This is a genomic window from Winogradskyella sp., assembly GCF_013042245.1.
GTDB lineage: Bacteria > Bacteroidota > Bacteroidia > Flavobacteriales > Flavobacteriaceae > Winogradskyella.
Window position 1 is genome coordinate 19,206 of sequence record NZ_JABDQL010000082.1, and the last position, 12,580, is coordinate 31,785.

At 33.4% G+C, this 12,580-nt stretch carries 12 protein-coding genes; 5 read left to right on the forward strand and 7 right to left on the reverse strand.

The window, feature by feature from the left end:
* Positions 1 to 58 precede the first annotated feature (58 nt).
* Together HKP48_RS06885 and mfd are read right to left on the reverse strand one after the other, a co-directional pair.
* Positions 59 to 922: a DMT family transporter gene (locus HKP48_RS06885; protein WP_296344192.1), complete on the reverse strand. Its 864-nt coding sequence runs from the start codon at positions 920 to 922 to the stop codon at positions 59 to 61.
* Entirely contained in the window at positions 919 to 4,251 is a 3,333-nt protein-coding gene (gene mfd, locus HKP48_RS06890) for a transcription-repair coupling factor (protein WP_296344194.1), read from the reverse strand. The genes HKP48_RS06885 and mfd overlap by 4 nt, the downstream gene beginning before the upstream one ends.
* A gap of 102 nt (positions 4,252 to 4,353) precedes the next feature.
* Between mfd and HKP48_RS06895 the strand changes: the two genes are divergently transcribed.
* Positions 4,354 to 4,785: a TerB family tellurite resistance protein gene (locus HKP48_RS06895; RefSeq protein WP_296344196.1), complete on the forward strand. Its 432-nt coding sequence runs from the start codon at positions 4,354 to 4,356 to the stop codon at positions 4,783 to 4,785.
* Positions 4,786 to 4,841: 56 nt separating this feature from the next.
* On the opposite strand, the gene fbp is transcribed toward HKP48_RS06895, so the two are convergent.
* Complete coding sequence (fbp, locus tag HKP48_RS06900) at positions 4,842 to 5,846, reverse strand: class 1 fructose-bisphosphatase (protein WP_296344241.1); 1,005 nt, start codon at positions 5,844 to 5,846, stop codon at positions 4,842 to 4,844.
* 126 nt (positions 5,847 to 5,972) lie between these two features.
* Here fbp and HKP48_RS06905 point away from each other — a divergent pair, with 126 nt between their 5' ends.
* The 4 genes from HKP48_RS06905 to HKP48_RS06920 are packed head-to-tail and all read left to right on the forward strand — an operon-like array spanning position 5,973 to position 10,539.
* Positions 5,973 to 6,449 (forward strand): GNAT family N-acetyltransferase, encoded by a 477-nt coding sequence (locus tag HKP48_RS06905; protein ID WP_296344242.1) that lies wholly within the window; start codon positions 5,973 to 5,975, stop codon positions 6,447 to 6,449.
* Positions 6,450 to 7,700, forward strand: coding sequence for an aspartate kinase (locus HKP48_RS06910; protein ID WP_296344198.1), 1,251 nt, complete (start codon positions 6,450 to 6,452; stop codon positions 7,698 to 7,700).
* Between the two features lie 21 nt (positions 7,701 to 7,721).
* On the forward strand, positions 7,722 to 9,551 hold the full coding sequence (locus tag HKP48_RS06915; protein ID WP_296344200.1) for a lysophospholipid acyltransferase family protein: 1,830 nt from the start codon (positions 7,722 to 7,724) through the stop codon (positions 9,549 to 9,551).
* A complete protein-coding gene (locus HKP48_RS06920; RefSeq protein ID WP_296344201.1) occupies positions 9,541 to 10,539 on the forward strand; it encodes a carboxypeptidase-like regulatory domain-containing protein in 999 nt (332 codons plus the stop codon). The genes HKP48_RS06915 and HKP48_RS06920 overlap by 11 nt, the downstream gene beginning before the upstream one ends.
* Positions 10,540 to 10,590: 51 nt before the next feature.
* Here the strand turns inward: HKP48_RS06920 and HKP48_RS06925 are convergent, their stop codons facing one another.
* The 4 genes from HKP48_RS06925 to HKP48_RS06940 are packed head-to-tail and all read right to left on the reverse strand — an operon-like array spanning position 10,591 to position 12,506.
* Positions 10,591 to 11,076: an NINE protein gene (locus HKP48_RS06925; RefSeq protein WP_296344202.1), complete on the reverse strand. Its 486-nt coding sequence runs from the start codon at positions 11,074 to 11,076 to the stop codon at positions 10,591 to 10,593.
* A gap of 60 nt (positions 11,077 to 11,136) precedes the next feature.
* Positions 11,137 to 11,523, reverse strand: coding sequence for a VOC family protein (locus HKP48_RS06930; protein WP_296344204.1), 387 nt, complete (start codon positions 11,521 to 11,523; stop codon positions 11,137 to 11,139).
* Positions 11,524 to 11,528: 5 nt separating this feature from the next.
* Positions 11,529 to 11,984, reverse strand: a complete 456-nt coding sequence (locus HKP48_RS06935; protein WP_296344205.1) for a DUF1801 domain-containing protein — start codon at positions 11,982 to 11,984, stop codon at positions 11,529 to 11,531.
* 12 nt (positions 11,985 to 11,996) lie between these two features.
* On the reverse strand, positions 11,997 to 12,506 hold the full coding sequence (locus tag HKP48_RS06940; protein ID WP_296344207.1) for a DUF4199 domain-containing protein: 510 nt from the start codon (positions 12,504 to 12,506) through the stop codon (positions 11,997 to 11,999).
* Between the last annotated feature and the right edge of the window lie 74 nt (positions 12,507 to 12,580).

Here is a 12,580-nt window from a genome sequence, read left to right on the forward strand (position 1 = left end):
CCTTATATTTTGAATTCAGATTAGTTCTGCAACAACTACCAAGCCAATTTAGTACATTTTATACTTTTTTAGACCTAATACTTTCAATAATTACAGTTGCCAAAATGAGACTTCCGCCAAAGAAAGTATTTGGTGTCGGTATTTCATTTAAAAAAAAGTAGGCGATAACAATACCAAAAATAGGTTGTGTACTTCCAATAATACTAGCAGTACTAGCTTTAAAATATTTGAGGCTATTCACAAACATGGTATGTCCAATTGCTGTAGTTAATAATGCTAAAAGAATAACAAAAGGATACTGGGATTCTAGATTTGAAGAATCACCAAAAACTAAAAAGGGAAGCAGTAGAAGCGTCATAATCGCTACTTGGTAAAACATAAGCATTGTGCCATTGTATTTTTTGACTTCGTTTTTAAGTAATAATAAGCGAATTGCATAACATATTGCAGAAAGTAGCCCCAACAAAACACCTTGAAGTTTTGAACTTTCTAAATTAAATTCTGGAGCTAAGATGTAAATACCAAAAAGAACAAAAAAACCCAAAAGAATATGAATAGGGTCTAATTTTACTTTAGAAAAAATAGGTTCTAATAAAGCGGTTATTACAGGCAATGTAAATAGTGTAAGCATACCGATAGCAACATTGGAGAGTTTTAATGCATAGAAATAAGTTATCCAATGTGCAGCCATAAAAACGGAAGCCAAAACAAAAACACGACGGTCTTTACCCGTTTCTATTTTTAAAGAAATGTTTTTGTACTTGCAAAAAATGAAAAGAAAAATAGCTGCAAGCCCGGAACGCCACCAAATAAGTAGGGGTGTTGGCATATCAATAAATTTACCAAGACTACCAGAGGTACTGATAAAAATTGTTGCCACAGTTAACCACAAAATATGGTTAATATGCGTGTTGGATTTCATATATCTGATAGTACTTTCAGTGCCTGAGATGTTGATTTTATAGTATCAAAACTCATTAATAAACGCAGGCCATTTCGGGTTTGTTTTTCTTTCATTGTGCATTTAGTAGCATTTTGCTGAACGTATTGTAAAACCTTTGTAAAATTATCACTTTTGTAAAAGGCGCTTTGTTGGTCTTGAATGAAATAGCCAATGAGTTTACCTCGTTTCATGATAAGTTTTTCTATACCTATTTTGGTGGCAATCCATTTTAGCCTAACGCTATCAAATAAATCTTCAACTTGAGTTGGTAATTCTCCAAAACGGTCTATAATTTCCGATTCAAATTTTTGTAATTCTTCTTCGGTTTTTATCTCATTGAGTTTTGTATAAAGATTTAAACGTTCTGTAATGTTGTTCACATAATCGTCTGGGAATAACAATTCAAAATCACTATCAATGGTTACGTCCTTTACAAATGCTTGGGGTTTATTATCATCTTTATAAAGGTCAGCAAATTCAGATTCTTTAAGTTCTTCAATAGCTTCATTCAAAATTTTCTGATAGGTATCGAAACCAATATCATTGATAAATCCGCTTTGTTCGCCTCCCAATAAATCACCAGCACCTCGGATTTCTAAATCCTTCATAGCTATATTAAATCCGCTACCTAACTCTGTAAATTGTTCTAGTGCTGTTATACGTTTCCGAGCATCAGTAGTCATCGCAGAATATTCTGGAGTAATAAAGTAGCAGAATGCTTTTTTATTACTTCGTCCAACACGACCTCGCATTTGGTGTAAGTCGCTTAACCCAAAATTATTAGCATTATTTATGAAAATAGTGTTTGCATTTGGTACATCTAAACCACTCTCTACAATGGTTGTACTTACAAGAACATCAAAATCACCGTTTATAAAAGCAAGCATTAACTCTTCTAGTTTTTTGCCGTCGAGTTGGCCATGACCTATGCCAATTTTGGCATCTGGAACCAAACGTTGAATCATACCAGCAACTTCCTTTATGTTTTCTATGCGATTATGAATAAAAAAGATTTGTCCACCACGTTGAATCTCATAGCTTATCGCATCACGAATTGCTTCTTCATTAAAACGAATGACATGACTTTCTATCGGATAGCGGTTTGGTGGAGCCGTTGTAATTACAGATAAATCTCGTGCAGCCATTAAACTAAACTGCAATGTACGAGGAATAGGCGTAGCTGTTAATGTTAAGACGTCAACGTTTTCTTTTATGGTTTTCAGTTTCTCTTTAACCGCAACACCAAATTTTTGTTCTTCATCAACGATGAGAAGACCTAAGTCTTTAAATTTTACATTCTTGTTAGCGAGTTGATGTGTGCCGATTATAATATCTACACTTCCTTTTTCTAATCCTTCAAGTGTCTCTCGCTTTTCTTTGGCAGTTCTAAAACGATTCACATAATCTACGGTTACAGGAAAATCTTTTAAACGCTCTTTAAATGTTCGAGAATGCTGATAAGCTAGAATAGTGGTTGGCACCAAAACCGCAACTTGTTTACCATTGTCTACAGCTTTAAAAGCAGCTCTTATTGCTACTTCCGTTTTACCAAAACCAACATCGCCACAGACCAGTCTGTCCATTGGACGTTCACTTTCCATATCTGCTTTTATATCTGCTGTAGAGCTTATTTGGTCTGGCGTATCCTCGTAAACAAAAGACGCTTCTAACTCGTGCTGCATATGGCTGTCTGGAACATATTGAAAGCCTTTTTTTAATCTTCTTTTTGCATATAGTTTTATAAGGTTAAAGGCAATTTCCTTAACACGCGATTTAGTTTTTTGTTTAAGTGTTTTCCAAGCCTTACTGCCTAATTTGTAAACTTTTGGTGGTTTACCATCCTTACCATTAAACTTGGTGATTTTATGAAGCGAGTGAATGCTTAAATACAGTACATCACGTTCTCCATAAACCAATTTTATAGCTTCTTGTTTTTTGCCTTCGACATCTATTTTTTGAAGCCCACCAAACTTACCAATACCATGGTCAATGTGTGTGACGTAATCTCCAATTTCGAGATTGGTCAATTCTTTTAGGGTTATGGCTTGCTTTTTAGCATATCCATTTTTAAGATGAAATTTGTGATAGCGATCAAAAATCTGATGGTCAGTATAAATTGCAATTTTGTTATCACCATCTACAAAACCTTGATAAAGTGAAAGGACAACAGTTTTGTAATGGACCTCTTTTTCAGAGTCATCAAAAATGTCATGAAAACGTTTGGCTTGTTGCTCACTCACACATGCAATGTAATTTTTAATACCTTTATGATGATTATCATTTAAATCATCAATTAATAAATTGAATTGTTTATTGAAAGACGGTTGTGGTTTGGTATTAAACTGAACAACATGTTGGTCACTGAAGTTTGATGAAGTACCGAACTCTATCAAATTATACTCCAAAAACTGACGTTTTAATAGTTCAGAATTACAGAACAGTTCATCTGGTGACGCATGTTTAATTTCTTTAGAAAGCCCGTTAAATGCTTCAACTGCTTTTTCATAAAAATCATCAATTCTTGAAAATAGTAATGACGAGTTTTTAGAAAAAACAACAGTTTTGGATGCGATATATTTTAGAAAGCTTTCACGTTTTTCTTCAATAAATTTATTAGCTACATTGGGGATAATGCTCACTTTTTTGATGCGCTCTATAGAGAGTTGTGTTTCTACGTCAAAAGCTCTAATACTATCGACTTCATCACCAAAAAACTCGATGCGGTAAGGCTGGTCATGCGAAAAAGAAAACACATCGATAATACCACCTCTAACCGAAAATTCTCCAGGTTCGGTTACAAAATCCACACGTTTAAATTGGTATTCAAAAAGCACTTCATTTACAAAATCGATACTTAGTTCGTTACCAACAGATACTTTTAAAGTATTCTTTTCTAGTTCTTTTTTTGTAACTACTTTCTCAAAAAGTGCATCAGGATACGTAACAATTATTGCTGGTTTTTTACGAGAGTTAATCCGGTTTAAAACCTCAGCACGTAGCAAAACGTTAGTATTATTGGTTTCTTCAATTTGGTAAGGTCTGCGGTAACTGCCAGGATAGAAGAGTACATCTTTATCATTAATGAGTTGCTCTAAGTCATTGAGGTAATATGCAGCTTCTTCTTTATCATCAAAAACCAATAGAAAAGGTTTTTCAGAAGTTTTAAAAACTTGAGATATAACTATAGAAAGTGATGAGCCAACCAGACCTTTTAAATGAGTTTTATTTTCGGCTTGGGCAATAGCAGTTTGCAGATTTTGCGTTTGCAAAGTCTGTGCATAGGTTTGGGTAATTGTCGTTTTAGGCAATGTCCTTATTTTGAGTTTGCAAATATAAAATTTTTTAAGCCTATCTATATTGGAAATCTTTTATTAGAATTATATTTGTTGTGACTAAAAAAATAAAGATATATGTCATTTTCAGATTTATTCGAAAGCGGATTTAAAAAAAGAAACGAGGACCATTTTGCAGCAATAGTAAGAGTTGCTATGAGCGATGGAATTATTAATGATGCTGAAAAAGCATTTTTAGACCGTTTGGCAACACGATTAGATATTACAGAACAGGATTATAAAGAAATACTTAAAGATTATAAGTCTCACCCGATTAATGCACCACACTCTTACGATGAGCGTTTAGAGCGTTTGTATGACTTAGCACGTATGGTTTGGGCAGATCATATTGAAGGACCTAATCAAGTATCTTTATTAGAGAAGCTATGTATTGGTTTAGGTTTTAATCAAGATAACATAAGGTATATCGCCGATAAGGCTTTGACACTTGTACACTACGAGGTTGATTTAGATGAATTTACAGATAAGATGAAAAACATGAACCAGTAATTTTAATTGTTTTTATAAGATATAAAAGAAGTCAAGTTTTAATTTGTCTTCTTTTTTTATGCATTTTGCATAAATTCCTCTGCCTTTTCCACCATATTTTTACTTCCGCAGATAAACGGTACGCGTTCGTGAAGTTCTGTAGGTTCAATATCCATAATTCTGGTAAAACCATCACTAGCCTTTCCATTGGCCTGCTCAGCTAAAAAGGCCATTGGGTTGCATTCGTATAGTAAACGAAGTTTCCCTTTTGCATTCATTGAACTTTTTGGGTACATATAGATACCACCTTTTATCATATTACGATGAAAATCCGATACTAAAGACCCAATATAACGTGATGTGTAAGGTCGGTCACCTTCTTCCATTTGGCAATATTTAATATAGTCTTTTATACCTTTAGGAAAATGTATGTAGTTACCTTCATTTACAGAATAAATACTGCCATTTTCAGGAAATTGCATATTTGGATGTGATAGGTAAAATGTGCCAATTGCAGGATTTAAGGTAAAGCCATTAACACCATGTCCTGTTGTGTAAACTAGCATTGTCGAGGTACCGTAAACGACATAACCAGCAGCAACTTGTTGGTTTCCTTTTTGCAAAAAATCTTTAATAGTCACTGGTGTACCAACAGGAGTCACACGTCTGTATATAGAGAAAATTGTACCTACTGAGACATTAACGTCTATGTTAGATGAGCCATCAAGTGGGTCGATGAGAACCACATATTTATTTTGATGATTTTCATCTTGGCTATTAATAGCAACAAAATCATCTTCTTCTTCACTAGCAATGCCACAAACAATATTACGCTTGGTCATGGTTTTTATAAATGTATCATTGGCGTAAACGTCTAGTTTTTGTTGGTCTTCGCCTTGGATATTTGTGTCACCAGCAGTGCCAATAATATCCACTAAACCAGCTTTATTTACCTCATGATTTACCACTTTCGCCGCTAATCTTATAGAATTTATAAGTCGGGATAACTCACCAGAAGTGTATTTAAAAGAGGATTGATTTTCGATAATGAATTCACCTAAGGTCTGGTTGCGTTGAGACATGCGTATATAAATGGATTTAATTTTTGACAAATATCGCTTTTTTTCCCAACTATAACGTTTTCGTAAATGAAATTATTTAAACTAAATGGTTCTTTTCAGCTATATTTGAAAACCATTACACAACTTATGAATCAACCACGTCTTGCCACCAAGGATGATATGCCAAGGGTTTACGAACTCATTAAAGAATTGGCAATTTTTGAAAAAGAACCAGATGCAGTAGAAGTTACTGTCGAGCAACTCGTTAGAGATGGCTACGGAGAGCACCCAAAATTTGTTTGTTTTGTTATTGAGGTTGAAGGCAAAGTCGAAGGCTTAGCTTTAATTTACACGAGATATTCTACTTGGAAGGGTGAAGTCATTCACCTTGAAGATTTAATTGTAAGTCAAGCGTCTCGAGGAAAAGGCTTAGGAAGTTTACTACTTGATGAAGTGGTTAAATATGGAAAAGAAAAAGGCGTAAAACGCATTTCATGGGAAGTATTAGATTGGAATGAGCCAGCCATAGAATTTTATAAGAAAAAAGGAGCTAACGTAATGCGAGATTGGGATGTGGTGCAGATGGATAGCCGAGCTATTGATGATTATATCAGTAAATTATAGATGAAAATATTCAAATTTGGTGGAGCCTCGGTTAAAGATGCTGAAGGTGTAAGAAATGTAGCTTCGGTTTTAAAAACTGTAGGCTATAATAACACACTTGTTGTAGTTTCGGCTATGGGAAAAACCACCAATGCTATGGAGTTGGTCATCAAAAATTATTTTGAGAATAAAGCAGAGCTTCAAAGTGCCTTACAAGATGTAAAAAAATTTCATAATCAGATTTTATTAGACCTTTTTGAGAATGAAAGGCATCCTGTTTTTCAAGCTGTAAAGTCTTTATTTACAGAGTTAGAGAATTTTTTAAAGGTCAATAAATCACCTGATTATAACTTCGTATATGACCAAACGATAGGGTTTGGCGAGCTTATTTCTACCACAGTTATTAGTTATTATCTTAATGAAATAGGACTCAATAATAACTGGTTAGATGTACGTATGTTCATTAAAACAGACAGTTACTATAGACGCGCAAATGTAGATTGGGATATCTCTCAAGAGCAGATAGCAAGAAATCTAAATACCAATATTTTAAATATAACTCAGGGATTTTTAGGGAGTGACACCAATAATTTTACAACCACTTTAGGACGTGAAGGTAGTGATTATACAGCTGCAATTTTTGCCTATTGTTTAAATGCTACAAGCGTTACTATTTGGAAAGACGTACCAGGGGTATTAAATGCCGACCCACGTTATTTTGAAAATGCACAGCTGCTTAACCAGATTTCTTATAGAGAAGCCATTGAGTTGGCATTTTATGGCGCTTCTGTAATTCATCCAAAAACGCTTCAGCCATTGCAACGAAAGGAGATTCCGCTTTATGTAAAATCGTTTTTAAATCCCCAAGAAGATGGTACAAGTGTGAGTAAAGGTAAAACCATAGAGCCAGAAATCCCTTGCTTTATCGTTAAGAAAAACCAGGTATTGATATCATTGTCATCACTTGATTTTTCATATATCGTAGAAGAAAATATAAGTGAAATTTTCAGCCTTTTACATTTGTATAAAATGAAGGTTGATGTCATTCAGAATTCGGCAATTAGCTTTTCAGTTTGTTTAGAAAACACATATAATACTCTTGAAAAGTTGCTTCAGCATTTAAAAGCAAAGTTTAAAGTCACAGCGCACAAAAATGTGAATCTTTATACGATTAGGTATTTTAATGAAGACGCTATTAGAAATCTTGAAAAGGATAAAACGGTATTACTGAAACAATTAACCCAAAAAACCGTTCAAATAGTAACTACCTAAACATTTACTACATTTGTTTTTATGACTAAATCATCAAACACAGGATTAGTATCCGCTAAAGAAGTTGCAAAAGCCATTAATGCAGATAAGTATGGATTTATGGGAACTTTTGCAGGTTGGATATTGATGAAAGTCCTAAAGATATCTACACTCAACAGAATTTATAACCGTAATAAAAATCTTAATAAACTTGAGTTTTTAGACGGAATCCTTGATGAGTTTCAGATAAAATTTGAAATTCCAGAGGAAGATTTAAAACGCCTACCCAAAGAAGGACCATATATTACAGTTTCTAACCATCCGCTTGGTGGTATTGATGGTATTTTATTACTTAAATTGATGATTGAGCAGCGAAGCGATTTTAAGATTATAGCCAATTTTTTATTACATAGAATTGAGCCTTTAAAGCCATACATTATGCCTGTAAATCCTTTTGAAGACAGAAAGGACGCTGCAAGTAGTATCACAGGCTTTAAAAATGCGATTATGCATTTACGCGATGGTCATCCGCTCGGAGTTTTTCCAGCAGGTGAAGTGTCTACATATCGTGACGGAAAATTAGTTGTTGATAAACCTTGGGAAGATGCAGCTATGAAATTGATTCAAAAGGCTGAAGTTCCTGTTGTTCCTATTTATTTTCATGCTAAAAATAGCCGCTTATTTTACAGACTATCCAAAATAAGCGACACACTCAGGACGGCGAAGCTACCATCAGAATTATTAACTCAAAAACGTCGCGTCATCAAAGTCAGAATTGGTAAATCTATATCAGTGAAAGACCAAAAGGGACATAGTGATTTAAAGGATTTTTCAGATTTCTTAAGACAGAAAACATATATGTTATCTCGTGCTTTTGAGGATAAACCAAAAATTTTAGACAATATTCAATCGTCATTAAAAGTCCCAAAACTTGCTAAGCGAATAGTGACGCCTGTGGATTCTCAAACTATGATTAATGAGGTTAACCATTTAAGAGAAAAGGATTGTAGGTTACTTACGAGTAAAAATTACGAGGTGTATTTGGCCTCTGCGCAAGATATACCAAACATACTGAGAGAAATTGGCAGACTTCGAGAAATTACTTTTAGAGAAGTAGGTGAAGGAACCAATGAATCTATTGACTTAGATGATTTTGATACCTATTATCACCACATGTTTTTATGGGATGCTAATACACAAAGAATTGCTGGAGCTTACCGTATGGGCTTAGGTTCTAAGATTTTTGAGCGTTATGGAATTGATGGGTTTTACCTTCAGGATTTGTTCCGTTTTGAGCCAGAATTGTATAAAATGATGAGTCAATCTATTGAGATGGGTCGTGCATTTATTATAAGAGAATACCAGCAAAAACCAATGCCATTATTTTTACTATGGAAAGGCATTGTGCATACCACCTTGCGTTATCCAGAACATAAATATTTAATTGGCGGTGTTAGTATTAGTAATCAGTTTTCAAACTTTTCAAAGAGTTTGATGATTGAGTTTATGAAATCACATTATTACGACCCTTATGTGGCACAGTATGTTCATCCTAAAAAAGAATTCAAAGTAAAACTGAAAGACGCAGATAAAGACTTTGTTTTTGATGCTACCGAAGCCGATTTAAATAAGTTCGATAAAATTATCGATGAAGTAGAGCCTGGCGCATTACGACTTCCTGTATTACTAAAAAAATATATAAAACAGAACGCTAAGCTTGTAGCGTTTAATGTAGACCCACTTTTTAATAATGCTGTTGATGGATTGATGTATATTAAAATTGCCGACTTACCAGAAAGTACTGTAAGACCAGTTATGGAAGAATTTCAATCGGAATTAGAACGTAAATTTATGGACAATAATGACAAGTAGAATAACTTCTGTTTTACTTCTTTTATCTTGCTTAATAACCCATGCTCAAACCTTAAAAGGTAAAGTTTTAGATGCAACAACAAAAAAACCTTTAGAGACTGTTTCTGTCTATTTTGATAATACAACTATCGGAACAACCACTAGCGAGATGGGCGAATTCTCTATAGATTATAATGATGCTGTTCAATCTACTTTAGTTATTTCGTTTTTAGGATATGAAAAAGTCTTTATTTCAGATTATAGAAATTCTTCTGATATTAAAGTAGAACTTAAAGCATCCGTAAATCAACTAGACGAAGTCGTTATAGATACTGATGATGGAATGCCTAGAGCTCAAAAATTGAAATGGTTTAGAAAGGAGTTTTTGGGTAAATCTGAATTTGGTAAATCTTGTAAAATATTAAATGAAAATGATTTAAGATTTAGATATAATAAGCAAAAGAGAACCTTAATGGCGTGGTCAAAAAAACCAGTATTAGTTAAAAATAAAAGTCTACAATACGAGCTTAGTTTTGATATCGTAGATTGTGAAATAGTCATAGGAAACTGGAATGCCGAATCGGTTATCTATACGGGAACCTCATTTTATAAAGATTTAAATACTAGAAGAAAGAAAAAGAATTTTAAAAATAGATTAAAAGCCTATAAAGGGTCGATACAGCATTTTATGCGAGCTTTATATCACAAACAATTTGAAGAAGAAGGTTATATATTTGGTAAGAAAGGATATAAAGTAAATCCTTATAAATTTTTTACAATTTCCGAAGCAAATAAAAATGGTATCAAAACTATAAGCTTAAAGAAAAGGCTAGATATTTTTTACAAAGACTTATCTGAATCGGTTATTCAAACAACTGATAGTATTCAGTTTTCAGTAGATAAATACGGTAATTATGCGCCCATTCCTGTGGTGCTTTTTGGAGGTTTTATGGGTAGTCAACGTATTGGTGATGCCTTACCATCAGATTATGGACTTACAGAAAACTAAAAAACTCAGAATAAAATTCTGAGTTTTTTAGTTTATGATTATTATAATTCTCTAAAACCAAGGTTTCTTACCTACTTGGTAGGTATTGTAAAATTCTTCATCGGATTTAGTTAAATATATTATACCTTCAATAAGTCCAACAATACCTAATAGCCAAGCCAATAGAACACCTATACCAACACAGGATAAAATTAGACCTACAATAAAAAGGCCTAGTAAAATTCCACCTTCAGTATTATAGCCTAAGATAAATTTGTGTACACCAAGCGCCCCAAAAAGTATTGCCATAATTCCAGCCAGAACTTTTTTGTTGTTCATTACTTCTTGTGCACCAGAAGCAAAGCTCCCTGCACTTTCTTTGGCGTCTTTAGCAAACTCACTAGCTTTTTCTTTAGCTTCCTGACCAAGCTTTTTGGCATCGTCTGCTAATTCACTAGCTTTTTGGCTTATTTTATCGCCCGTTTTTTTTGCGCTGTCTTTGGCATCGCCAATCATATCGTTAAGGTCGTCTCCTAAATTTTTATTATCGTCTGACATAGTTTTTTGTTTTAAGGTTAATATTTATTAGCGTTTAAAATAACAAAAAAACAATTCAAATTATTTAAATGCCGCATCAATGGGCTCCCATAATTCTATTTTATTGTTTTCGTTGTCAAGTATCCAAGCAAACTTTCCATACTCATAGGTCTGCATATCACCAACAATTGTTACACCTTCATCTCTTAAAGTTTCTATAAGAGTTTCTAAATCTTCGACTCTATAGTTAAACATAAAGTCTTTTTTAGAAGGTTCAAAGTAGGTGGTATCATCTTTAAATGGACTCCATTGTGTGGTTGCATCATTTCCTTCTTTGTCCTTCCACCAAAAGGTACAGCCGTAATTATCGGTATTAAAATCTAAGTGTTTTTTGTACCAATCTTTTGAGGCTTTTGGGTCTTTAGACTTAAAAAATAATCCACCAATTCCTGTGACGCGTTTTTTCATTAGTTTTATTTTTTAATAGTAGATTCGTAAATGTCAATCCATTCTTTAATAGACATTCTTCCTAATAACTGTTCAATTAAATCATAAGGAATAGCGTCTATTTTTTTAAAACGCACACAACTTTTACCCATATCTAATTTATAGTCTGAGTGTTTAGGGTATTCTGCAACAAACCAATCATACAGTTCTTTTTTTGCATAGATCCCCATGTGGTAAAATGCAATAAAGTTTTTTTGTGATGCCAGATTTAGAAATGGTAGTGGTGGAAAAGGCTTACAATGATACCCTGCTGGGTAGACAGATTTAGGCACAAAGTAGGCCAACATACCATAGCTCATTCCGGATTCTAAACCTTTTGGCATATTATCTTTTATAAGGTTATGAAGTTTTGTGATTGGAGCTTTCCGTTCTTCAGGAAGTTGACTTATATAGTCTTCTGGGGAGTCAGCTTTGTATTGCATAATATGATTGATTTATTTTTTACGTTGTAAAATTAACCCTGAAATTAAAGAAATAATAAAACCAATAATAAAAACAGTCAAGCTCATTACTACGAAATTAAATAGGGGATTTCTAAAAAGGTCTTGTTGAGATTCTAGTTCTTCAATTTTGGCTTTATATTCTTCTGTGGGTAATTCTTTTTTTATTTTTTCAACGGAATAATTATAGTACTCAGTTGAAAATTCTGGATTTATGACTTCAGTATAAATTACATTAATAAGCCCAAAAGTAAGTGAAGCTAAAAGCGTGATTAGAAGTCCAATTTTAAGTACTTTGCCAAAACTTATAATGCCATTGTTTTCTTTATCGCGATAATTTTTAATGCCAAAGAAAACAAAAGACAAGGATAAGACTATGGTTGCGTATCCAAAAATTTCACTTGTTGAAAAATCCATTTGGTCTTCAAATAGAAATGAAATCCCAAATACAGCAATTAGCAGTAAACAGCTGTAACCGCCAAATTTAATAATGGTGCGTTTCATGATTTTTAGTTTAAAATTAGGTCACAAATCTATTGTCTTGTTGCTACTTTTATGTCATACTAAAGTGCCAAATA

Excerpts from the sequence above, each read along its gene's own strand:
- HKP48_RS06925 (WP_296344202.1), bottom strand. The coding sequence starts at position 11,076 with ATGTCAGACGATAATAAAAATTTAGGAGACGACCTTAACGATATGATT.
- HKP48_RS06910 (WP_296344198.1), top strand. The coding sequence starts at position 6,450 with ATGAAAATATTCAAATTTGGTGGAGCCTCGGTTAAAGATGCTGAAGGT.
- HKP48_RS06930 (WP_296344204.1), bottom strand. The coding sequence starts at position 11,523 with ATGAAAAAACGCGTCACAGGAATTGGTGGATTATTTTTTAAGTCTAAA.
- HKP48_RS06915 (WP_296344200.1), top strand. The coding sequence starts at position 7,722 with ATGACTAAATCATCAAACACAGGATTAGTATCCGCTAAAGAAGTTGCA.
- HKP48_RS06905 (WP_296344242.1), top strand. The coding sequence starts at position 5,973 with ATGAATCAACCACGTCTTGCCACCAAGGATGATATGCCAAGGGTTTAC.
- HKP48_RS06935 (WP_296344205.1), bottom strand. The coding sequence starts at position 11,984 with ATGCAATACAAAGCTGACTCCCCAGAAGACTATATAAGTCAACTTCCT.
- HKP48_RS06895 (WP_296344196.1), top strand. The coding sequence starts at position 4,354 with ATGTCATTTTCAGATTTATTCGAAAGCGGATTTAAAAAAAGAAACGAG.
- fbp (WP_296344241.1), bottom strand. The coding sequence starts at position 5,846 with ATGTCTCAACGCAACCAGACCTTAGGTGAATTCATTATCGAAAATCAA.
- HKP48_RS06920 (WP_296344201.1), top strand. The coding sequence starts at position 9,541 with ATGACAAGTAGAATAACTTCTGTTTTACTTCTTTTATCTTGCTTAATA.
- HKP48_RS06885 (WP_296344192.1), bottom strand. The coding sequence starts at position 922 with ATGAAATCCAACACGCATATTAACCATATTTTGTGGTTAACTGTGGCA.
- HKP48_RS06940 (WP_296344207.1), bottom strand. The coding sequence starts at position 12,506 with ATGAAACGCACCATTATTAAATTTGGCGGTTACAGCTGTTTACTGCTA.